This is a genomic window from Nocardia anaemiae NBRC 100462 (assembly GCF_001612725.1).
In the GTDB taxonomy this organism is placed as follows: domain Bacteria; phylum Actinomycetota; class Actinomycetes; order Mycobacteriales; family Mycobacteriaceae; genus Nocardia; species Nocardia anaemiae.
The window spans coordinates 234,595-254,826 of sequence record NZ_BDAZ01000008.1; the positions used below are offsets into that span (position 1 = coordinate 234,595).

At 66.8% G+C, this 20,232-nt stretch carries 16 protein-coding genes; 9 read left to right on the forward strand and 7 right to left on the reverse strand.

The features are described 5' to 3' along the window. Positions 1-21 precede the first annotated feature (21 nt). The gene (gene imuA', locus NA5_RS06680) at positions 22-756 is read right to left on the reverse strand and encodes a DnaE2-dependent mutagenesis accessory factor ImuA' (protein WP_084483934.1); all 735 of its coding nucleotides are present in this window, start codon (positions 754-756) and stop codon (positions 22-24) included. A 267-nt stretch (positions 757-1,023) separates the two neighbouring features. Between imuA' and NA5_RS06685 the strand changes: the two genes are divergently transcribed. Genes NA5_RS06685 through NA5_RS06695 form a run of 3 tightly spaced genes read left to right on the forward strand, consistent with a single transcriptional unit; the run spans position 1,024 to position 3,649 of the window. Then, positions 1,024-1,620, forward strand: a complete 597-nt coding sequence (locus NA5_RS06685) for a TetR/AcrR family transcriptional regulator (RefSeq protein ID WP_062982972.1) — start codon at positions 1,024-1,026, stop codon at positions 1,618-1,620. Beyond that, positions 1,617-2,468: a phytanoyl-CoA dioxygenase family protein gene (locus tag NA5_RS06690; RefSeq protein ID WP_062982974.1), complete on the forward strand. Its 852-nt coding sequence runs from the start codon at positions 1,617-1,619 to the stop codon at positions 2,466-2,468. Before NA5_RS06685 ends, NA5_RS06690 begins: the two co-directional genes overlap by 4 nt. A gap of 53 nt (positions 2,469-2,521) precedes the next feature. Then, positions 2,522-3,649 (forward strand): serine/threonine-protein kinase, encoded by a 1,128-nt coding sequence (locus NA5_RS06695; protein WP_062982977.1) that lies wholly within the window; start codon positions 2,522-2,524, stop codon positions 3,647-3,649. Positions 3,650-4,097: 448 nt separating this feature from the next. On the opposite strand, the gene NA5_RS06700 is transcribed toward NA5_RS06695, so the two are convergent. Both NA5_RS06700 and NA5_RS06705 read right to left on the reverse strand, forming a co-directional pair. Continuing rightward, positions 4,098-4,733, reverse strand: coding sequence for a response regulator (locus NA5_RS06700; protein ID WP_062983336.1), 636 nt, complete (start codon positions 4,731-4,733; stop codon positions 4,098-4,100). A 288-nt stretch (positions 4,734-5,021) separates the two neighbouring features. After that, positions 5,022-6,419, reverse strand: coding sequence for an ATP-binding protein (locus NA5_RS06705; RefSeq protein WP_084483935.1), 1,398 nt, complete (start codon positions 6,417-6,419; stop codon positions 5,022-5,024). A gap of 463 nt (positions 6,420-6,882) precedes the next feature. On the opposite strand from NA5_RS06705, the gene NA5_RS06710 reads away from it, so the two are divergent. The 5 genes from NA5_RS06710 (at position 6,883) to NA5_RS40200 (ending at position 13,815) form a co-directional block, all read left to right on the forward strand. Beyond that, on the forward strand, positions 6,883-7,527 hold the full coding sequence (locus NA5_RS06710) for an MspA family porin (protein ID WP_062982978.1): 645 nt from the start codon (positions 6,883-6,885) through the stop codon (positions 7,525-7,527). Positions 7,528-7,644: 117 nt separating this feature from the next. Further along, positions 7,645-11,685, forward strand: a complete 4,041-nt coding sequence (locus NA5_RS06715; protein WP_157110262.1) for an NACHT and WD repeat domain-containing protein — start codon at positions 7,645-7,647, stop codon at positions 11,683-11,685. A gap of 91 nt (positions 11,686-11,776) precedes the next feature. Continuing rightward, positions 11,777-13,375 carry a PspC domain-containing protein gene (locus NA5_RS06720; protein WP_063813229.1) on the forward strand — a complete coding sequence of 533 codons (1,599 nt, stop codon included), beginning with the start codon at positions 11,777-11,779 and terminating at the stop codon, positions 13,373-13,375. After that, positions 13,368-13,580, forward strand: coding sequence for a hypothetical protein (locus NA5_RS06725; RefSeq protein WP_245672121.1), 213 nt, complete (start codon positions 13,368-13,370; stop codon positions 13,578-13,580). The genes NA5_RS06720 and NA5_RS06725 overlap by 8 nt, the downstream gene beginning before the upstream one ends. Before the next feature lie 58 nt (positions 13,581-13,638). After that, entirely contained in the window at positions 13,639-13,815 is a 177-nt protein-coding gene (locus tag NA5_RS40200) for a hypothetical protein (protein WP_157110263.1), read from the forward strand. Here NA5_RS40200 and NA5_RS06730 read toward each other — a convergent pair. Both NA5_RS06730 and guaA read right to left on the reverse strand, forming a co-directional pair. After that, entirely contained in the window at positions 13,803-14,258 is a 456-nt protein-coding gene (locus NA5_RS06730) for a hypothetical protein (RefSeq protein ID WP_062982987.1), read from the reverse strand. The genes NA5_RS40200 and NA5_RS06730 overlap by 13 nt on opposite strands. A gap of 75 nt (positions 14,259-14,333) precedes the next feature. After that, on the reverse strand, positions 14,334-15,902 hold the full coding sequence (guaA, locus tag NA5_RS06735) for a glutamine-hydrolyzing GMP synthase (protein ID WP_062982989.1): 1,569 nt from the start codon (positions 15,900-15,902) through the stop codon (positions 14,334-14,336). Positions 15,903-15,968: 66 nt separating this feature from the next. Between guaA and NA5_RS06740 the strand changes: the two genes are divergently transcribed. After that, on the forward strand, positions 15,969-16,769 hold the full coding sequence (locus NA5_RS06740; RefSeq protein ID WP_062982991.1) for an alpha/beta fold hydrolase: 801 nt from the start codon (positions 15,969-15,971) through the stop codon (positions 16,767-16,769). A gap of 163 nt (positions 16,770-16,932) precedes the next feature. Here the strand turns inward: NA5_RS06740 and NA5_RS06745 are convergent, their stop codons facing one another. Together NA5_RS06745 and guaB are read right to left on the reverse strand one after the other, a co-directional pair. After that, positions 16,933-18,105 carry a GuaB3 family IMP dehydrogenase-related protein gene (locus tag NA5_RS06745; RefSeq protein WP_040686730.1) on the reverse strand — a complete coding sequence of 391 codons (1,173 nt, stop codon included), beginning with the start codon at positions 18,103-18,105 and terminating at the stop codon, positions 16,933-16,935. 305 nt (positions 18,106-18,410) lie between these two features. Continuing rightward, a complete protein-coding gene (gene guaB, locus NA5_RS06750; RefSeq protein ID WP_084483936.1) occupies positions 18,411-19,955 on the reverse strand; it encodes an IMP dehydrogenase in 1,545 nt (514 codons plus the stop codon). Between the last annotated feature and the right edge of the window lie 277 nt (positions 19,956-20,232).

Sequence of the window (20,232 nt, forward strand, 5' to 3'; positions counted from 1 at the left end):
CTCATGGCGCGACGGGCCGACTCATGACGCCGCACCGTGCGCCTCGACGGTCGCTTCATCGGCCGCGGCGACCGTTTCCAGTGCCACCCATTCCACTCGGCTCGCACTGGGGCGCAGTTCGATTCGGCCGTGACAGGGTGGGCCCGCCTTGCCGCGGACCGAGACCTCCAAGCGGAGCGAACGTAGGCGCCCGCGGCCCGCGCCCAGACCGCCGTACCCGGCGATTCGGGTATCCACGCGCAGGGACGGATTGGGCCAGCGGCCGTCGGTGACCACCAGGGTGGCACCCTTGCTACGCGCGCGGGCGGCGATGACGCGGGTGCGGGACGGTGCGACGGCGGCACCGGCGAGGCCGAGCACCACCAGATCGAGGCCGTCGAGCAACACCGCGGCCACCTCCACCGGATCCGGCCCCGGATCGGCGACCACGGCGAGGCGCTGCAACTGCGCGCCCATCTCGACCGCGGCGAGCAGTCCGAGCCGCGGCATCCCGACCACAGCGGCATGCCCACCGCCCTCGGTCACTGTGGCGAGCAGCCCGGCCAGCAGCGAACTCGCACCCGAATAGGCCACCACCGACCCCTTGGCCAGGCCGCCATCAGGCAAAAGCTCGGCAAGAGCTGGCGGCACCGCAAGTGCTTTCCTGCGCGATTCGGCGGCGAGCGGAATCCGCTCGGCCGCCGCTTCCCCGCGCCCGGGTATCGCCGCCATCCGTCGGCGCAGCTCATCCAGTGTCGGTTTATCCCTCGGCGGCATCCTGTCCCGCCGTCTCCCCGCCCCTGAATCCTCATCCGAACCCATCACAACCACCTACTTCCAACGATGGACCCGAGGCGAAGACGCGGCCCGAACCCTCACGAACAAGGGCCAGCACCGATCCAGCTATCGATCGATATCGAATATACGTTCGATACCCGCCCAGTAGAAACCCGCCCCCAACTTCCGTCAAGTACGTGCACCGACCGCGACCGCTTCGCAATGCTGCCGTTGTTTTTGAGTTGAACTCAACTTAGGATCGGAGTCATGAGTGAGCAATGGACCGGCCGCGGCGCGACAGCACGCAGGCGACTGCTGGCGGCGGCGCACGCGGAGCTGAGCGAGACCGGCGAACTCGAGGTGGCCGCCGTCGCCCGCCGCGCCGGGGTCAGCGTCGGGCTGCCCTACCGATACTTCGGCTCGCGCAGCGGACTGCTCACCGCCGTCATCACCGACTTCTACGACCGGCTCGGCGAACAAGTCACCTATGCGGAGTTCGCCGGAAAGGATTGGCGCGAACGCGAACACGCGCGCGTGGTGGCCTGGGTGAACTTCCTCTACGACGATCCGCTCGCCCCCGTCGCACTCGGACGATTCGGTGATGCCGAGGCGGCGGGCGTGGAACGGCAACGGCTGCAGCAGGCGATCGAGGTCGGCATCCGGAATATGGCCCAGGGCCAGCGACAGGGCATGGTGCCCGCGGACCGCGATCCGGAATTGCTCGTCGCGGCCGTCCTCGGCGGAGTGCACATGGCCGTCGCGGTGGCGCTCACCCGCAGCCCGCGCCCGGACCGGGCCGTCGTCGCCGACCAGGTATGGGAATTCGTGGCCGGAGCAACCGGCGCGGGGAAGGAAGAACGATGAGCAATGCACAACCGGAAGTCGAACGGCTCGAGGACCTCGCGCGCGATCTGTCTCGAACCCATCGAACGGTCCACGAAGTACGCGACGTCCCCGCCGTGCAGGTGGACGCCGATCTCGCCGTCCTCGATCGCGACGGCTATGTGATCCTCGAGGGCCTGCTCGACTCGGCGCAGTGCGCGGCACTGCGCGCAGAACTCTTGCCCCTGCTAGGCCCGAACGGGCGAAATGCGTTCGAAGGCCATCGGACTCAGCGGCTCTACAGCGTGCTCGGCAAGACGCGCATGGTCGATCGGCTGGTCGACCATCCCCGCGTGCTCGCCCTCTTGGATCGGCTTCTGCTACCCGGATATCTGCTGTCGCAGTTGCAGATCATCAATATCGCCCCCGGCGAAAATGCCCAGCTCCTGCATCCCGACGACGGCTTCTATCCGGTGCCGCGACCACGAAAGGCATTGTCGGCGGCCACCATCTGGGCGATCGACGAATTCACCGCCGAGAACGGCGCGACGATGCTCATCCCGGGCAGTCACCGCTGGCCGGAAGGTCGGACACCACAGCAGGACGACGTGCGCGTGCCCGGCGTCATGCCCGCCGGATCGTGCGTCTTCTTCCTCGGCACCCTCTGGCACGGCGGCGGCGCGAACCGCTCGGCGAACTCGCGATTGGCCGCCACCGCGCAGTACTGCGAGCCGTGGTTGCGCACCCAGGAGGCCTTCACCCTCTCGACCAGTCGCGATACCGTGCGCGCGGTCTCGCCCGAAATCCGGCACATGCTCGGGTACAGCATTCACCCGCCCTTCATCGGCATGGTGGACGGTATGCACCCGGATCGTCTCTTGACGCAATAACCGGCACGACGCGAATCAGGCCAGCTGGCCTCGTTTTCCGCTACCCTCGCACCGTGACCGAACGCGCTCGTCCCATTGTCGGCCCCGATTATCTGGTCGCTGGCCGCTACCGTCTGCAGTCGAAACTGGGCGGCGGCGGTATGGGCGCGGTATGGCTCGCCCACGATCGCCTACTCAACCGGGACGTCGCGATCAAACAGGTGCTCACCACCGCCGGGCTCCCGGAAGCGGAGGCCAATGAAATCCGCAACCAGATCATGCACGAGGGCCGGGTCGCGGCCAAGCTCTCGCATGAGCACGCCATCGCCGTCTACGACGTGGTGCTCGAGGCGGGCGAGCCGTGGCTGGTGATGGAACATCTGCCATCACGCAGTGTCGCAAAGGCATTGGCGCTGGTGAACGCGCTGCCACCGATCGAAGTTGCGCAGATCGGAGCGCAGGTCGCCGATGCGTTGGCGGCCGCGCACGCCGCGGGCATCGTGCACCGCGATATCAAACCGGGCAATATTCTCGTCGCCGACCGCGGACCCGCCGTCGGCATGGCCAAGCTCAGCGACTTCGGCATCTCCCGTGGTGCCACCGACAACTCCGACGAACCCGACGGCGTGATCACCGGCACTCCGGCATACCTGCCCCCGGAGGTGGCTCGCGGCGCACAGCCGACCACGGCCAGCGATGTGTTCTCCCTCGGCGCCACGCTCTACACCGCGATCGAGGGGCAACCGCCGTTCGGTATGGACGACGACACCGATGCCGTGGTCTATCGCGCGGCCATGGCTCAGATCATCCCGCCCAGCCGCAGCGGCATGCTCACCAACGCCCTGCTGCACATGATGGAACCGGCCCCACAGCGCAGGCCGACCATGGCCGAGGCGCGGGACGAAATCCTCACCGCCGCATTCGGTCCCGGCACCGGTCCGTATATCCTCGGCGCTCCCGTGCGCACCGAGGACGGCACCATTCCGGCATGGGCCGCCCGCAATTCGGCATCGGGCCTGCGCAGTCCGCACTCGACTCCACTGCCGCGCCCACACCGCAGCAACACCTCGGGTCCAGCGGCCGCCGCACCCCAGCGCCCGAAGGCGAAGTCGAAGGAACCGAGCAATGCCCCGCTCGCCATCGCCATCGGCCTGCTGATCGGCCTGGTCCTCATCATCGCCGTCATCATCGCGATGATGTAATCCGCTGCGCCACAGCTCTTCAGCTTTCGCATGACCGCGCAGCACGCACGAAATGGCACCGCGTGCAAAAATGGCACCGCAGACGAATTGACATGGCGCGCACGAACTCTGGCACCGCTTCGCGCTGTGGCGCCGGACCCTTGTCGACAGCCAGTACCGTGCGGGCGGCCCGATCTTCCCGTTGCCGTCGAAACCAATGATGACGCAGCGGAATTCGCCGCCTCCGCCGCGGCGATATTCGTATAAATGGCACTACGGCGCGGACGAAATGGCGCGGCGCGCAGGAACTCTGGCCGCGAGCCCCGACGAGCTGAGCTCGGCGCGCACAAACTGGCCAGCCGCAGATGTACCAGCCCGGCGCGCACGAACTTGCCCGGCCCGCACGAACTTGCACGGCGAAACCGTGCGAGCGAGCGAATCCGTATGCGGAACGCCAGAATGCGCGAAGTCAGTCGATGCGGCGTCGGTGCGCCCAGCGGGTGAGGGCGTTGCGGTTGGACTGCTGGGTCTTGCGGAGCACATTGGAGGCATGTGTCTCAACGGTTTTCACCGAGATGAACAGCTTCTCCGCGATTTCCCGATAGGTGTAGCCGCGGGCCAGCAGCCGCAGCACCTCCAGTTCGCGCGGGGTTAGCGAATCCAGTTCGGGATCCAGCGGCGGCTCCGGCACCGGCGATTTGCCGGTGAACGAATCGAGGACGAAACCGGCCAGCCGCGGGCTGAACACCGCATCACCACCGGCGACCCGCCGAATGCCGTCGGCCAGTTCGGATCCCGAGATCGTCTTGGTCACATAGCCGCGCGCACCCGCACGGATCACCGCGATCACATCCTCGGCCGCATCGGAGACGCTCAATGCCAGGCATACCGGACCGTCATCGATCCCGGACAGCACCGCGACCCCGCCACCGTCGGGCATATGCACATCGAGCAGTACGACATCCGGGCGCGCGGCATTGATTCCGGCGACCGCCTCGGCCACGCCCCCGGCCTCCCCGACGACCTCCATATCGGTCTCCCGGCTCAATTCGGCCCGCACACCCGAGCGGAATACGGCGTGATCATCGACGAGAAAGACCCGCACGGCCACCTACTTCTCCTCACCCTCGGTGGATCGACCCACCCTGACGCGCGGACCGCCCGCAGGCCGTCCGCACTTCATCGGTACCACAACCGGCGCCGCATCCGTCGTCATCGGTGCCACTACCGCACAACCACCGCCAGCGAAGCAGCCCGCCACCCAGACCAGACGCCCCGAGATTCGAACGACCGCATCGCCCGGTCCCGAGTTCCATCTATCCGACACCATCGGCCGAGCCGCAAACCTGCGGCCGAACGCCGTCAGCACCGAACCAGCTGCTCGACGCCACGATTATCGGCGGTTGCGAACCGTTTGTCGCACCCTATCGACCTGTTCGTCGCCGACCGGCGCATCCTCTACTCGATCCTGATCACCGGAATCGGTGCGCGGCATGATGATCCGCACCTCGGTGCCCCGACCGGGCGTGGACAGGATCTCGACCGAACCGCCGCGCCGCTCGATTCTGGCGCGAATGGATTTCGCGACACCCCGCCGATCCTGCGGCACCGCCGCGATATCGAATCCGGCCCCGCGATCGCGCACGAAGATGCTCACCTGATGCGGTTCCGCCTCGGCGAACAGATCGATCTCCGGCACGCCCGCATGTTTGGCGGCATTCACCAGCGCCTCCCGGCTCGCGCCGAGCAATGCGGTGAAATGCTCCTTCGGCAGGCCGGATCCGCTGTCGGCACCGTCCATCGCCACATCGCCGACGGTGACCGGAGTCACCTTCACCCCGTGCTGATCCTCGACCTCGCCCGCGATCGTGCGCAGCGCCGCGGCCAGACTCGACTGCGCGGGCCCGGAATCCTCGAAGAGCCAGCGGCGCAGTTCCCGCTCCTGACTGCGGGCCAGTCGGGCAACCTCTTGCGGATCATCGGCCTGACGCTGGATGAGCGCCAACGTCTGCAGCACCGAATCATGCAGGTGGGACGCGATTTCCTCGCGTTCCTCATTGCGAATGCGGGCCGCGCGCTCGGCATTCAACGCGCGCATCATGCGCAGCCACAGCGGCACCGTCAACAGACCGGCGCCGATCAATGTGACCGCCACCGCGATCAGCGCGGAGCCGAGCGAACTCAGATCGATTCTGGCCAGCACCACCACGCCGAGTCCGAGCACGATCATCGTGATCCCGGCGACGATGCGCGACCAGGTCACCACCGAGGGGCGCGCGGGCAGCCCGAGCAGCGACCGCGGACCGTCGGTGTCGTATTCGCGCCACACCAGCGCCGCACCCACCGCCACCACGACGATCGGCACGATCACCTTCGCCGCGGTGCCGCTGAACAGCCACGACACCCCGACCGCGAGTCCGAGCCCGAGCAAGGCCAACCCGATCGCCTGACGGCGCTCCTTACCGGTCGGCTTCACCGCATCGTGGCCGCCCGGAGTGAAGATCCAGAGCATCCCGTAGCCGACGATTCCGGCGCCCGCGAGTGCGGACAGCAATACGAATGCCATCCGCACCTTGAACACATCGAGCCCGAGATGATCGGCGACACCACCGGCCACACCGCCGACGATCCGGCCACCCGAACGCCGCACCATCCTCGGATACGGCGGAGTGGGCGGAAGGACCGGCGCGGCGCCGAAGCGACCGGGGCCGGGCGCGAACCCGGGCGCGGCGCCGAACCCCCGGGGATCGGCCCCCCGAGCAGCATCGAACGCGGGCACGGACGGGTACATGCCTTCGATACTGACACGGCCCACCGACACAAGACCATCAGGAATCACCCTGATTCACCGATCGTGACCACCGGCGATCAGCGAATGGTGCCGTCGTGCCACTCACCTCGGTGTGGCCGGGCGGCTTATCCGCACCGTCCGCCCACAGCCGGACATCGGCCATAACGGCTGCCCGAATGTCCGGTCCGGACAAAAAAGCCGCGCTGACCTCTCGTTCTTATCCGCCGCTCAGCGGTCGCACGACGCACGGACCGGACCAGCGACCCGAACCCGGCCGATTCGCCCGCTGCCGGACCGGATAACTCGTCACTACCACGTCTACCAGCGCATTTCATACCTCCCGCCGATCAATCGCCTCGGCGGCGCAGCACCCCGCGCCATACGTTTCTTTCGGGCCGGAAACGTCCCACTCAACACCGGGACTCGCGCCGCAGGGGGCCGAGCACAGGTTCGGGGAGGAATCATGAATATCAAGTCGGCACTGCGCACCGCCGCCACCTTGGTCGCGATCGCATCGGCGGGTGCGCCACTCGCCGCCGCCCAGGGGATGGCGCCGCACGAGAAGAACTACTCGGGCCCAGGGGGATTCGAGCTCACCGTCGGCCATATGGACGAACAGTTCCGCCCGGTCCCTCCGCTCAACGGCATGCCGACCAACCGAGAGGTGTTCCTGGACAACACCTTCTACGGCACCATCCCCGCGACTGCGACCGGCACCATGAAGGCGGGCTACCTGGTCGCCTGTGCGGTCGATCTCGATCTCACGGTCGATATCCAGGCCGGGATCGGCTTCGACGCCGGATTCAGTATCGGGGTCAGCGGCAGCGGCGACTCGACGTCACCGAACTTCGACGCCAGCATCGGCCCGAAGATCTATGCCGGGGTCAGCCTCGACATGTCGATCGGCCCCGGCGAGATCAAGCCGATCGAAGTGGGCACCAAGAACCTGGCTCTCGGCGGCACCGGCTATCTGGTCAGCCACGACTACCACCTGGTGGTCGAGAACTGCGGCGGCCCACTGACCATCCAGTCCTATGTGACCCTCACTGCCGACACACCCGAGGTCACCGCCGCCGACGCGGTAACAGGAGACCGGATCTTCCTGTAACCCGGAAACAGGGCGGCGGCGCGATCGACGATCGCACCGCCGCCCGATCCGTACCTGCCCTCGAACCGGCTAAATTGTCCCTATGTCTGTGTCGCCCAAAAAGTTCGGGCGCACGTGGTGACCGGGGACACCACCGCCGAGGGCCGGGGGGAAATCCGATCACCGCGTGTGGTTTTCGCGCAACGGTTCGCCGATCTCTATGCGGCCGCAGGTAATCCGACGCTGCGACGGGTGGCCACCGCCGCCGAAGCGCGGATGCGGGCCGCACAAGGGACGCGGGCTGCCGCGAGTGCTTCGGTGCAGCGGATCAGCGACTGGAAGGCGGGGCGCAATGTCCCGGCTCGCTTCGAATCGATGCTTCCGGTTGTGCTCACCCTGATCGACCTGGCCAAGAAGGCCGAGTCGCAGGCCAGTCGGCATCTGCTGGAAGTGCGTGAGTGGCAACGGCTGTGGCAGGCCGCCATCACCTGGACACCGAATGACGAGGACGACGCGGCCTGTCCCTACCTAGGACTCACCTCCTATCGCGAGCAGCACCGGGACATCTTCTTCGGCAGAACCCGATGCACTGCCGAACTCGTCGATTTGGTCCAGGACGCCGCCGCGGACGCGGACGGAGTCGTCGTGCTGATCGGCGCATCGGGCGCGGGCAAGTCCTCGCTATTGGCCGCCGGACTCGTACCCGCCGTCACCGACAACTGGTCGACCGCCGCGATGACACCCGGCGCGAGACCATTGCACGCGCTGGCCAAGGCTTTTCACGCGGACAACGCGATCGCGAAGCCATCCGCCGACAAGGTGTTCACCGCACTCGACCATTGGAGCACCGACCGACCCCGCCTGCTGATCGTGGATCAGTTCGAGGAGCTGTTCACCGCCTGCCCGGACGAACGCGAGCGCGAGGCCTTCCTGAATGTCTTGCACCGCTGTGCGACTCGGGCCGACAATGCCCTCACCGTGGTCATTGCCCTGCGCGCCGATTTCTACGCCAAGTGCCTCGACTACCCGATCCTGCAGCACGCTCTCGAACACCGCAGCTATCTACTCGGCCCCATGCGGCTGGACGAACTGGCCCAGGCACTCATCGGTCCGGCCGACCACGCCGGGCTCGAACTGGAATCCGGCCTGGCAGAACTGGTAATCACCGAACTCTGTGGAGTCGGCGATCACGAGAACCGTCAGAGCTACGATCCTGGCGCACTGCCGCTGCTGTCGCACGTCATGGCAGCCACCTGGCAGCACCGCGAAGGCCGAAAACTCACCGTCGCCGGATATCGCAAGGCGGGCGGTGTCATCGGCTCCATCGCCGCCACCGCCGAACAGGCATGGAGCGAACTATCCGACGCTCAGCAGTCCTCCGCGAAGGACGTGCTGCTCGGACTCGTTGCCGTCGCCAATGATTCGCGCGATACCCGGCGCATCGCCGTCCGTCCGAACCTGCTGCAACGCACCACCGACCCGGTATCCGCCACGGCCGCACTGGAACTGCTTGCCCGCACCCGCCTGATCACCCTCGACTCCGACTCGGTCTACCTGACCCACGAGATCGTGCTGGACGCGTGGCCGCGACTGCACACTTGGATCGATGAGGACCGCGTCGGCTACCTGGTCCGGCAGCGGTTGGAAGCCGATGCCGCGGAATGGGATTCGACCGGACAGGATCGCTCACTGCTCTATCGCGGCACCCGGCTCGAGACGGCTCTCGGTCATGTCGATCCACCGGTGGTCGGCGGCCAGGTCCGCGCCTTCCTCGAAAGTTCCCGAGCAGCGCGAACACATACCCGCAGACGGTCGTCGGTGACCCGCGTAGTCCTCGCCATGCTCGGCGTCGGCCTACTCGTACTGGGCACATTCGCCTACGCGCAGGTCGAGCTCACCGAACAGCAACGCAACGACAAGAACTTCGGATCGGTACTGGCAGAGGCGGATCGACTACAGCAAATCGATCCGTCGCTGTCCGCGCAGCTGTATCTCGTTGCCGGACAACTCAGGCCGCGCGATCCCGAGGTGCGGGCACGGCTGCTCGCGACCCAGAACCTCGCACTCGCAACACCATTCGTCGCACACGACGAGGGAATCAGGACCATCGCCTACCGACCCGATGGTCGGGTGTTGGCTTCCGCCAGCAACGACAACACCATCCGGCTCTGGGACGTCGCCGATCCGCGCCATCCCCACCCGCTGGGCGAGCCCTTACGCGAATCCCCTTCCGGGGCGATGTCCATGGCATTCAACCCGGATGGCACGGTGCTCGCGACCACCGGCACCTCGGCACGACCGCAGCTGTGGGATGTCCGTGATGTGGTGCATCCCCGGCTGTTCGGATCACCGCCGACGACGACCAGCGATACGGGTTATCTGGTGTCCTTCAGTCCGAACGGACGGACGCTGGCAGTCGGGTCAACACGCGACAATGCCATCACCCTTTGGGATGTCGGCAATCCGGCCGAACCGAGCCAGGGGCGGCTCATCCCCGCGCCGCACAATCGGGACCTGTCCGCGTTCGCGTTCAGCGGCAATGGGCGACTACTCGCGGTCGCGACCAGCGACTGGGACCACAGCATCGCGACGGTCGAATTGTGGTCCGTCCCGGACGCGGGGGAAATCACCCGCGCTGGAAAACCATTCGAGGTGACCCACGATGTCGAAGCGATCCGGTTCAGCCCCGACAACACGGCCTTCGCCCTGGCCGGTCCACGCCTGACCGTACGACACACCTACGTCAGCGTGACGCAGTTATGGGCCGTCGACGATCCCGCCCACCCGCGCCCACTCGGAAATCCGTTGGTGGACAACGTGGTTCAACAGCCTGTACCCCTGCTCGCCTTCAGCCCGGACGGCCACACACTGGCGACCGGCGGCGCCACCGGCGCGAAACTATGGAATATCGCCGATCCCGCCCAGCCGACGCCACTGGGCGCGCAGCTGACGGCGATTCCGTCCCGCTGCCTCAACGACGCGAGAATTCCCACCCGGTGCACCGGTGAACCGACTGGATTGGCATTCAGCTCGGATGGAAAAATATTGGCCGTCGGCGGCACCGAGGGGATCGTGCGACTGTGGTCGCTGGCTCCGGCGGTTCTCACTGGACACACCGATTGGGGCAGGAGTCCGATATTCGATGCCACCGGCACCCGAATGGTGAGCGATTCCAGCGATGGCACATTCGGCCTATGGGATACCGGTAACCCGCGGGCACCAGTCCGGATAGGGGAATTCCGGGCGAAACCGGGGTCGTCGATCCGGGCCCTGAGCCCTGATGGGAAGTCCCTGATAGCGCGCGACGGTCCGACGGGGCCGCTGGTCCTGGTCGACCTCTCTGATCCGAAGCACATTCGGATATCGGCCGACTGGCAGGCCGCATCGTCGCAATGGTCGCGTCTGAGCTTCGATCGCGACTGGACCTTGGCGGCGCAGACGCTGGATCCCAAGGTCGATACCTTCCAACTCACGAACATTGCCGACCGCTCCCGCCCAGTGCTACTGGGAACACCGACGTCGGTGGCTCCCGCGCAGGTCCAAGCCATCGGATTCAATCCGACCGGGCCAACCCTGGCGATCATCGAAACGACGCTGTCCGAACCGAGTTCGCCGTCGATGGCCCTGCGAACCAGGCTGGCACTGTGGGATATCTCGAACCCGGACCGCCCGGTCCGGGTGGGTATATCCTCGCCGGATCACTCGCCGCTGATGCTCGACGTGATCATGCACCCCGACGGCCGTACCGCCGTCACCGTGGCGAACGAAACCTTCCAGGTCTGGGACATCAGCAACCCGGCATCGCCCGAACCGATCGGTGAGCGGGTCACCGCACATAATCTGGCGATCATCTCGACCTCGTTCAGTCCCGACGGCAAAACCATGGCTACCAGCGGAAACGACGGTTCGGTGCGGATGTGGGACTTCACTGATCGCCGTCATCCCCGCCTCATGTCCAGTTCCATCGCACCGCCCGGCCCCAACGTCTGGTTCATCCAGTTCCATCCACAAGGCGAATACCTGTCCGCCTCGAGTAGCAGTGGCGAGCGTCGACTGTGGGATCTGGACGAGCAGCACGCGATCGAACGCATCTGTCATGCCAGCGCCAGCCTGATGACTCCCGAACTATGGCAGCGCTACCTGCCCCAGCTCCCCTACCGTCCGCCCTGCGACCAATAACCCAAGAGACCGATTGGTCCAAAAGGATCAGCCATAGTTTCAGGGTTCCCCCCGATGTGCCGAAGCACTGGTCACGCCCACCATGGAAACCATGACGAAAACGAGCTTCGGCGATCAGATTCACCAGATGTGGCAGACGCGGCCCGTCCGGTTGCCGCGGCAAGGTCCGATCGCGGGCGTCGCGGCCGGGTTCGGGCAGCGCTACGGGATCGATCCGGTGCTCGTGCGGGTCGCACTCGTGGTGTCGACGATCTTCGGCGGCGCGGGCATTGTGCTGTACCTGCTCGCCTGGCTGCTGTTCAGCGCGGCCGGCGACCAGTCCTCTGCGGCCGAGTCGCTGTTCGGCAAGGGGCACAGCTCGCAGTCGCAGACCAAGACCATCGTTCTGATCGTGGCACTGGCCATCGCGGTCAGCACCATCGGACCGGTCGGCGTCGGACTGGCCGGTTCGGGCATGATCAGCATGGCGCTCATGCTGGCCGGATGGTGGATGCTGCATATGCGCACCCCGCAGCCACCGCCCGGCACGAGTTCACTGGGCGGCTTCGATGGTGGTCTCACCGCGACCGGCTACCCCGGGGCCGTATTCCCGCAGCGCACGATGCCCGGCGACTTCTATACGCCGGAGACCGGCATGTACACGCCGTACACGAAGTTGCCGGACGCGTATGTCCCGGACGCTCCCGCACAGGCGGCGCCGAGTTCCCCGGCGCAGCAGGCGGATCCGATCCTCTTGCCGGACACCGAAAATGGCGAGACCGAAACCGAACTGATCGAAAAGACCGGCGCGCCGATCGCGGGCGCTACGCCAGCCGATCCCGACACCGTCCTGATACGTAAGGAAGACGCCGACACCGTGTTGCTCGACAAGGGCGACGCGGGAACCAAAGCTCCTCCCGTCGAGACCGCAGCGCCCGAAGACGGAACACCCACGAGAATTGCCGCAGCCGAATCCATTTCGCGCACAAGCGCTCCCCCATCCCGCACGGAGACCGCGACACCCGCGCACCCGACCGGACTCACGCCACCCGCCTGGGACCCGCTCGGCGTGGCCCCACTCGCCTGGGATCTGCCCGACCCCACCCCGACCCGCACCATCGTCGCACCTCCGCCGAAGCGCCCCCGCTCCCGGCTCACCCCGGTGGTGCTCGGCCTGGCCATCCTGGCCGCCGCGGGTGCGGGTGCGCTGGCCGCCTCCGGCGTCGAGTGGATGACACCGGGACGCATCGCCGCGGTGGCGCTGGCGGTGATCGGGTTGGGGCTGGTGATCGGCGCATTCCTACGCCGCGGCTTCGGCCTGCTCGTACTGACCGCACCGCTCGCCGGATTCGTGGTGCTGGCCTCGATGCTCGGTCCGATCGAATTCGACAGCGCCACCGTCGGCGATCGCACCTGGGCACCGACCACGATGACCGATCTGGCCGCGAAGTACGAGTTGACCGTGGGGACAGGCACATTGGATCTGCGCTCGCTGCAGTTGACCGAGAACCGAACAGTCGAGGTCGCGGTCCAACTCGGCGATGCCAAGATCCTGCTGCCGGAGAGTATGGCGGTGCGCACCGACTGCACCGTCAATCTGGGAGATGTCAACTGCCCCACCGGCATTACCGGCCCGCATCCCGACGGCGCACCGGTACTCGATCTGAAAGTCCATGTCCGGACCGGCAATGCGGAGGTGCACCGTGGCTGACCCCACCGAACAAAACGTCACCAAGCGGGGGCCGTCCGTCTCCCTGCTGATCGTCGGGTTGCTCGCCCTCGGCGTGAGCATCTGGGCCTTCGTCGGCCCGGCCCCCATGACCGCCACCAGCGTGGCCTCACTGGGCTGGGTCGTCGTAATCGCCGCCATCGTGGTCGGCATCCTGCTGGTCATTTCCCCGCGCAGACCGCGCTGACCACCCGAATGGCCCGTCCGGTGGACGGGCCATTTTCTTCCGGAGGAGCACAACGCCAATGCCCATGGAACAGTTCGACACCGATGACGACCCGACCGACCATACGGGAATCCCGATCGGCCGCTTCATGCCGCTGACACCGAGCCGGAGTTACCTCGGCGGCGGCTTATTACTCGGACAGCTCATCCTCGGCCGCACACCGCCGCCCACGACGAATCCCGACTACTCCAAATAGGCCGGGCAGCCCAAATGCTCACTGATCCGGTCGAGTAGCCGCTGCATACTCACCCGCTGCTTACCCTCGACACCCCGCGCGATCATCGGCACCATCCACCGCGCACTTGTCGCGACGTTGAACATCTGCTGGATCACCCGAGCACCCTTGGGATGCGGCAACACTCGACACTCGGCACGAAACCACCGCTGCCCCTCGACCGCGAGCATCGCCTGCGCCCGATCCACCTCGACCCGAATCCCGTTGGGATCTCCGGCGATCGCGGCCCGGAATTCGTTCGGGCCGCCGCGCAAGCGCATTCCGGGATCGGGGCCGTCGGCTAGGAAGAAAGCGTTGTCCGGACCGACCGGACCGGCGCTCACCGTGGTGAGCAGCGCGGCTACCACGCCACACGGCGCCTCGACGACCGCGTTGACAGTACAGAGCGGCTTCTTCGCTGCCATCCGGACTCCCTGGGGAACTGGTCTATCCGGCTGACGGTACTCCCGAAATCCGGCAAATCAGGCCCGATTGCGGGGTCACTCCCATTCGATGGTGCCCGGCGGCTTGCTCGTCACATCGAGGACAACCCGGTTGACCTCGGCCACCTCATTGGTGATGCGAGTGGAAATGCGCTCGAGTACGTCATAGGGCAGCCGGGTCCAGTCCGCGGTCATCGCGTCCTCGCTGGAGACCGGGCGCAGCACGATCGGATGACCGTAGGTGCGGCCGTCACCCTGCACGCCGACGCTGCGCACATCCGCGAGCAGCACCACCGGGCACTGCCAGATCTGGCGATCCAGTCCGGCGGCGGTCAGCTCCTCGCGTGCGATGGCATCGGCCTGCCGCAGCGTCTCCAAACGGTCCGCGGTGACCTCGCCGACAATGCGGATGGCCAGGCCGGGACCCGGGAACGGCTGGCGGGCAACGATTTCCTCGGGCAGTCCGAGTTCGCGGCCGACCGCACGCACCTCGTCCTTGAACAGCAACCGCAGCGGTTCGACGAGGTCGAACTCCAGATCGTCGGGCAGACCGCCGACATTGTGGTGACTCTTGATATTCGCGGTGCCGCTGCCGCCGCCGGATTCGACGACGTCCGGGTAGAGCGTGCCCTGCACCAGGAATTCGACCTCCGGCTTGGCGCCGCCACTCTGTTCGATGACGACCTCGGACACCGCATCCTCGAACGACCGGATGAACTCCCGGCCGATGATCTTGCGCTTCTCCTCCGGATCGGAGACACCCTTCAATTCACCGAGGAACTTGTCCACCGCGTCGACGGTCACCAGCTTGGCGCCGGTCGCGGCGACGAAGTCCCGCTGCACCTGCTCGCGCTCCCCCGCTCGCAACAGGCCGTGGTCGACGAATACACAGGTCAGTCGGTCGCCGATGGCGCGCTGCACCAGTGCGCCCGCGACTGCGCTGTCCACACCGCCGGAGAGTCCGCAGATCGCATGGCCGTCGCCGATCTGCTCGCGCACCGAGGCGATCAGCGAATCGGCGATATTGGCCGGGGTCCAAGTGGCGGGGATTCCGGCGAGTTCGTGCAGGAAGCGGCTGAGCACCTGCTGACCGTGCGGCGAGTGCAGCACCTCCGGGTGATACTGCACACCGGCCAGCTTGCGCGCCCGATCCTCGAATGCGGCGACCGGTGCGCCCGCACTGGTTCCGGTGACCTCGAAGCCCTCGGGTGCGTCGGTGACCGCATCGCCGTGGCTCATCCACACCGGCTGTTTGGTCGGCAGGCCGCCGTGCAGCAGACCGCCGTCCACACTCAGCTCGGTGCGGCCGTATTCGCGAGTCCCGGTGTGCGCGACGGTCCCACCGAGCGCCTGCGCCATGGCCTGGAAGCCGTAGCAGATGCCGAAGACCGGGATACCGAGATCGAACAGCCGCGCGTCCAGCTGCGGCGCACCCTCGGCATACACGCTGGACGGTCCGCCGGACAGAATCACCGCGAGCGGCTGCTTGTCGGCGATCTCCTCCACCGTGGCGGAATGCGGGATCACCTCCGAATACACACTCGATTCACGGACCCGCCGGGCGATCAGCTGGGCGTACTGTGCGCCGAAGTCGACGACGAGGACCGGTCTCTGAGTTTCTGCCACTCACACAGTTTAGTGAGCGGGTGAAATCGTCCCGCGCGCCCCCGCACCGCTGGTTATCCTCATGCCGTGCCCTTCGCCCGCGCGATAGACGCCGACATCCATTACGAGGACAGTGGCGGCGACGGTCCGGTGGTCTTACTAGCACACGAATTCTTCATGGACCGAACCATGTTCGCATCCCAGATGGCCGCGCTCGCACCGGAATTCCGGATCGTGTCCTGGGATGCGCGCGGACACGGCCGCACCAGGGACGAGGGGCTACCGTTCACCTACTGGACCGCCGCGCGCGACGCCCTCACCGTGCTCGATCATCTCGGCGCCGAACGCGCTGTGATCGGCGGCACCGCGCAAGGCGGATTCACCGCGCTGCGCACCGCGCTCATCGCGCCCGAGCGGGTTTCCGCACTGATCCTGATCAGCACCGAGGCGCACGGCCCGACGCCGGAACAATCCACCGCGACCCAGAAATTCCTGGACGAATGGTATGACGACGGCTCCCGGCAGGAGGCGGTCGAACAGCTCGCGTACTGGCTGATCGGCGACGACGAGTGGTACCGGGCGATCTGGACCAAGCGTTGGCTGGCCCGCGACCGCCGCGGCATCGAGGTCGCCGCGGGCTGTCTGCTCGGCCGCGATTCGGTATCGGACCGCTTATCCGAAATCACCTGCCCCGCCTTGGTGATTCACGCTACCGACAGCGGCATCGCCCGCGAGCGCGCCCAGCAACTGGCCGCCGGTCTCACCGCATCGACCTTCGTCGAGATCGCGGGCGCGCGCCTAGCGGTCACCATGACCCACCCAGACCCGGTCAACCAGGCCATTCAGCAGTTCCTCCGAGACCGCACCATCCCCAGCCACATCCGCTGACAGCCGCCGAGCGGAGTCGAATATCCGAACCGTCTCGACCACACCATCCAACTACTCTCGGCAACTTCACCGCATTGTCCAGTGTCGGTGCTTTCAGCGGCAAGGGTAGTCAAACGGTGCCTTCGAACGGTCCCGGCGACCGCCATTCGACTACGGTCGGCGCTCAGGCGCGGACGCTGAGGCCGACCCGCTGGAATTCCTTGAGATCGGAGTAGCCTGCCTTCGCCATCGAGCGACGTAGGCCGCCAACGAGATTCAGCGAGCCGAACGGGTCGTCGGAGGGGCCGTACAGCACCCGCTCCAGGCTCGGGCGCACCGTCTCGCCGGTATCACCGGACAGCTCGCCGCCCAGATCCCACGGATCCTCCACATGCAGCAGCGAACCGCGCGGTACCGAAGGATGCGCGGCCGAGGACGGCCAGTACCAGCCGCGCCCAGGCGCCTCGGCGGCCAGCGCCAGCGGTACACCGAGCATGGCGGCATCGGCGCCACAGGCGATGGCCTTGGCCAGCTGACCCGAGGTGGCGATATCACCGTCGGCGATCACGTGCACATAGCGTCCGCCGGTTTCGTCCAGGTAGTCGCGACGTGCGGCGGCGGCATCGGCGATGGCGGTGGCCATCGGCACTCCGATGCCGAGCACCTCGCCGGTGGTCGTCGCGCCCGGATAGGAGCCGTAGCCGACGATGACGCCCGCGGCGCCGGTGCGCATCAGATGCAGCGCGGTCTTGTGATCGCTCACGCCACCGGCCACCACCGGCACATCCAGTTCGGCGATGAAGGTCTTGAGGTTCAACGGCTCACCGTCGCCGACGTGTTCGGCGGAGATGATCGTGCCGTGCACCACGAGCAGGTCGATACCGGCCTGCAGCAGCGCCGGAGTCAGCGCACGTGCGTTCTGCGGGCTCACCCGCACCGCCACCGTCACACCGGCGGCTCGCACCTGCGCGACCGCGGCGGCCAGCAGATCCGGCTGCATCGGCGCCGCATGCAATTCCTGCAGCAGCCCGACGGCACGCTCGTAACCGCCCTTGGCGACGAGTTCGAGCAGCTGGTCGATCTTGGCGGCGACATCGGCGTGCCGGGCCCACAGCCCCTCGCCGTTGATGACGCCGAGTCCGCCGAGCCTGCCGAGTTCGATGGCGAACTCCGGCGAGACCAGCGCATCGGTCGGGTGCGCCAGGAACGGGATCTCGAATCGGTAGGCGTCCAACTGCCACGCGAGCGATACCTGCTTCGACGAACGAGTCCGTCGCGACGGGACGATGTCGACATCGTCCAATTCATAGGTACGCCGGGCGGTCCGACCCATACCGATCTCGACCATGTCGCGCACGCTTGCTCCTCTGTGTCTTTGGCCGCGCCTGCGGCGCGGCGTGTTCGCGGCCCCCCTGGTGTCTCGCGTCCGAGCCGTCGAGACTCGCGACTTCGTCGCATGCGCTTCGACGACTCGGACGCGAGACGGGCCGCGAACGGTCGCTCGTAAGACTCGCTCCGTTGTGGGCAAGTAGGTGCGATAGTCAGGACTGATCATCCCGACCTCTCGCCTCGCCTCGCGAGTTCTTTGCTCTATCCGCAACGACTCGCGAGCAGCTCAATCATGCCCGGACCATTCCGTCCAGTACACAACCCTCGAGCAGGCTAGCCGCGACCAGTGTAGTTGGGCGCCTCGACGGTCATGGTGATGTCGTGCGGGTGGCTCTCCTTGAGTCCCGCCGCGGTGATCTGCACGAACTGCGCCTCCTGCAGATCCGCGATGGACTGCGACCCGGTGTAGCCCATGGCCGCCCGCAGCCCGCCGACGAGCTGATGGATCACCTGGTTGACCGGTCCGCGGAACGGCACCCGGCCCTCGATGCCCTCGGGCACCAACTTGTCCTCGGCGAGTACGTCGTCCTGGAAATAGCGGTCCTTGGAGTAGGACTTGGCCTGGCCGCGTCCCTGCATTGCGCCGAGCGATCCCATGCCGCGGTAGCTCTTGAACTGCTTGCCACCCACCAGGATCAGCTCACCCGGCGACTCGGCGGTACCGGCCAGCAACGAGCCGAGCATCACGGTGGACGCGCCCGCCGCGATGGCCTTGGCGATATCACCGGAGAACTGGATGCCGCCGTCGGCGATCACCGGAACGCCGTGCGGCTTACACGCGGCGACAGCCTCGAGGATCGCGGTGATCTGCGGCGCGCCGACACCGGCGACCACCCGGGTGGTGCAGATCGAGCCGGGACCGACACCGACCTTCACCGCATCCGCGCCCGCCTCGACCAGCGCGGCCGCACCGGCCCTGGTGGCCACATTGCCGCCGACGATCTGGATGCGATCGCCGACCTCGGCCTTGACCTTGGTGACCATCTGCAGCACACCGGCCTGATGGCCGTGCGCGGTATCGACGATGAGCACATCCACCCCGGCGTCGGCCAAAGTCATGGCGCGCGACCAGGAGTCCTCGCCGACACCGATCGCGGCGCCGACGAGCAGGCGGCCGTCGCGGTCCTTGGTGGCGTTCGGGTACTGATCGGTCTTGACGAAATCCTTGACGGTGATGAGTCCGCGCAGGCGGCCGTTGCCATCGACGATCGGCAGCTTCTCGATCTTGTGGCGGCGCAGCAGACCGAGCGCGGCCTCAGCGGTGACGCCCTCCTGCGCGGTGATCAACGGCGCCTTGGTCATCACATCGGCGACCCGACGGTTCTGATCCACCTCGAAGCGCATATCGCGGTTGGTGATAATGCCCACAAGCGCGCCGGTCTCATCCACCACCGGCAGACCGGAAATACGGAAGCGCCCGCACATCGCGTCGACCTCGGCCAGGGTGTCGGTGGGGCGGCAGGTCACCGGATCGGTGACCATGCCCGCCTCCGACCGCTTGACGGTCTCGACCTGCGCGGCCTGATCGGCGACGGAGAGATTGCGGTGCAGTACGCCCATGCCGCCCGCGCGCGCCATGGAGATGGCCATGCGCGCCTCGGTCACGGTGTCCATCGCGGAACTGCAGAGCGGGGTGCGCAATCGGATTTCGCGGGTGAGCTGGCTGGAGGTCTCCACCGAGCTCGGGATGAGATCCGAAGCGGCCGGCAGCAACAGCACATCGTCGAACGTGAGGCCGAGCATGGCGATCTTGTTCGGATCGTCACCACCCGTAGGAGGGCGGACCGTGATTCGTTCGCCCGATACGGGATTACTCATTCGGATCGACCCCTCCTGGACGTCGAAAGCAACGAACGCCGGGGTGGCCGGCGTCGTGGAAGCTGATGGGATGGACGGTGACGGCTCCGCCAGCGCTGTCGGATACTGGCCGGGGCCTGTCACCCATGGTATCTGTCCCGCAAACACGCGCCCGACGGCGCCTCGCTAACGCTCGGCCCCGCCGCGCGCGTGAGCGCCTGTGTCTATGGTTCACTCGCTGCGCTCGCTCACGGAACTGAGCCCACCACCGAAACTTGCGCCCCACATAGCTGGCGAA

What these genes read in the sequence shown, in the direction of transcription:
- imuA' (WP_084483934.1), bottom strand. Translation starts at nt 756, where the DNA reads ATGCCGCCGAGGGATAAACCGACACTGGATGAGCTGCGCCGACGGATG.
- NA5_RS06685 (WP_062982972.1), top strand. Translation starts at nt 1,024, where the DNA reads ATGAGTGAGCAATGGACCGGCCGCGGCGCGACAGCACGCAGGCGACTG.
- NA5_RS06690 (WP_062982974.1), top strand. Translation starts at nt 1,617, where the DNA reads ATGAGCAATGCACAACCGGAAGTCGAACGGCTCGAGGACCTCGCGCGC.
- NA5_RS06705 (WP_084483935.1), bottom strand. Translation starts at nt 6,419, where the DNA reads ATGTACCCGTCCGTGCCCGCGTTCGATGCTGCTCGGGGGGCCGATCCC.
- NA5_RS06710 (WP_062982978.1), top strand. Translation starts at nt 6,883, where the DNA reads ATGAATATCAAGTCGGCACTGCGCACCGCCGCCACCTTGGTCGCGATC.
- NA5_RS06720 (WP_063813229.1), top strand. Translation starts at nt 11,777, where the DNA reads ATGACGAAAACGAGCTTCGGCGATCAGATTCACCAGATGTGGCAGACG.
- NA5_RS40200 (WP_157110263.1), top strand. Translation starts at nt 13,639, where the DNA reads ATGCCCATGGAACAGTTCGACACCGATGACGACCCGACCGACCATACG.
- NA5_RS06730 (WP_062982987.1), bottom strand. Translation starts at nt 14,258, where the DNA reads ATGGCAGCGAAGAAGCCGCTCTGTACTGTCAACGCGGTCGTCGAGGCG.
- guaB (WP_084483936.1), bottom strand. Translation starts at nt 19,955, where the DNA reads ATGAGTAATCCCGTATCGGGCGAACGAATCACGGTCCGCCCTCCTACG.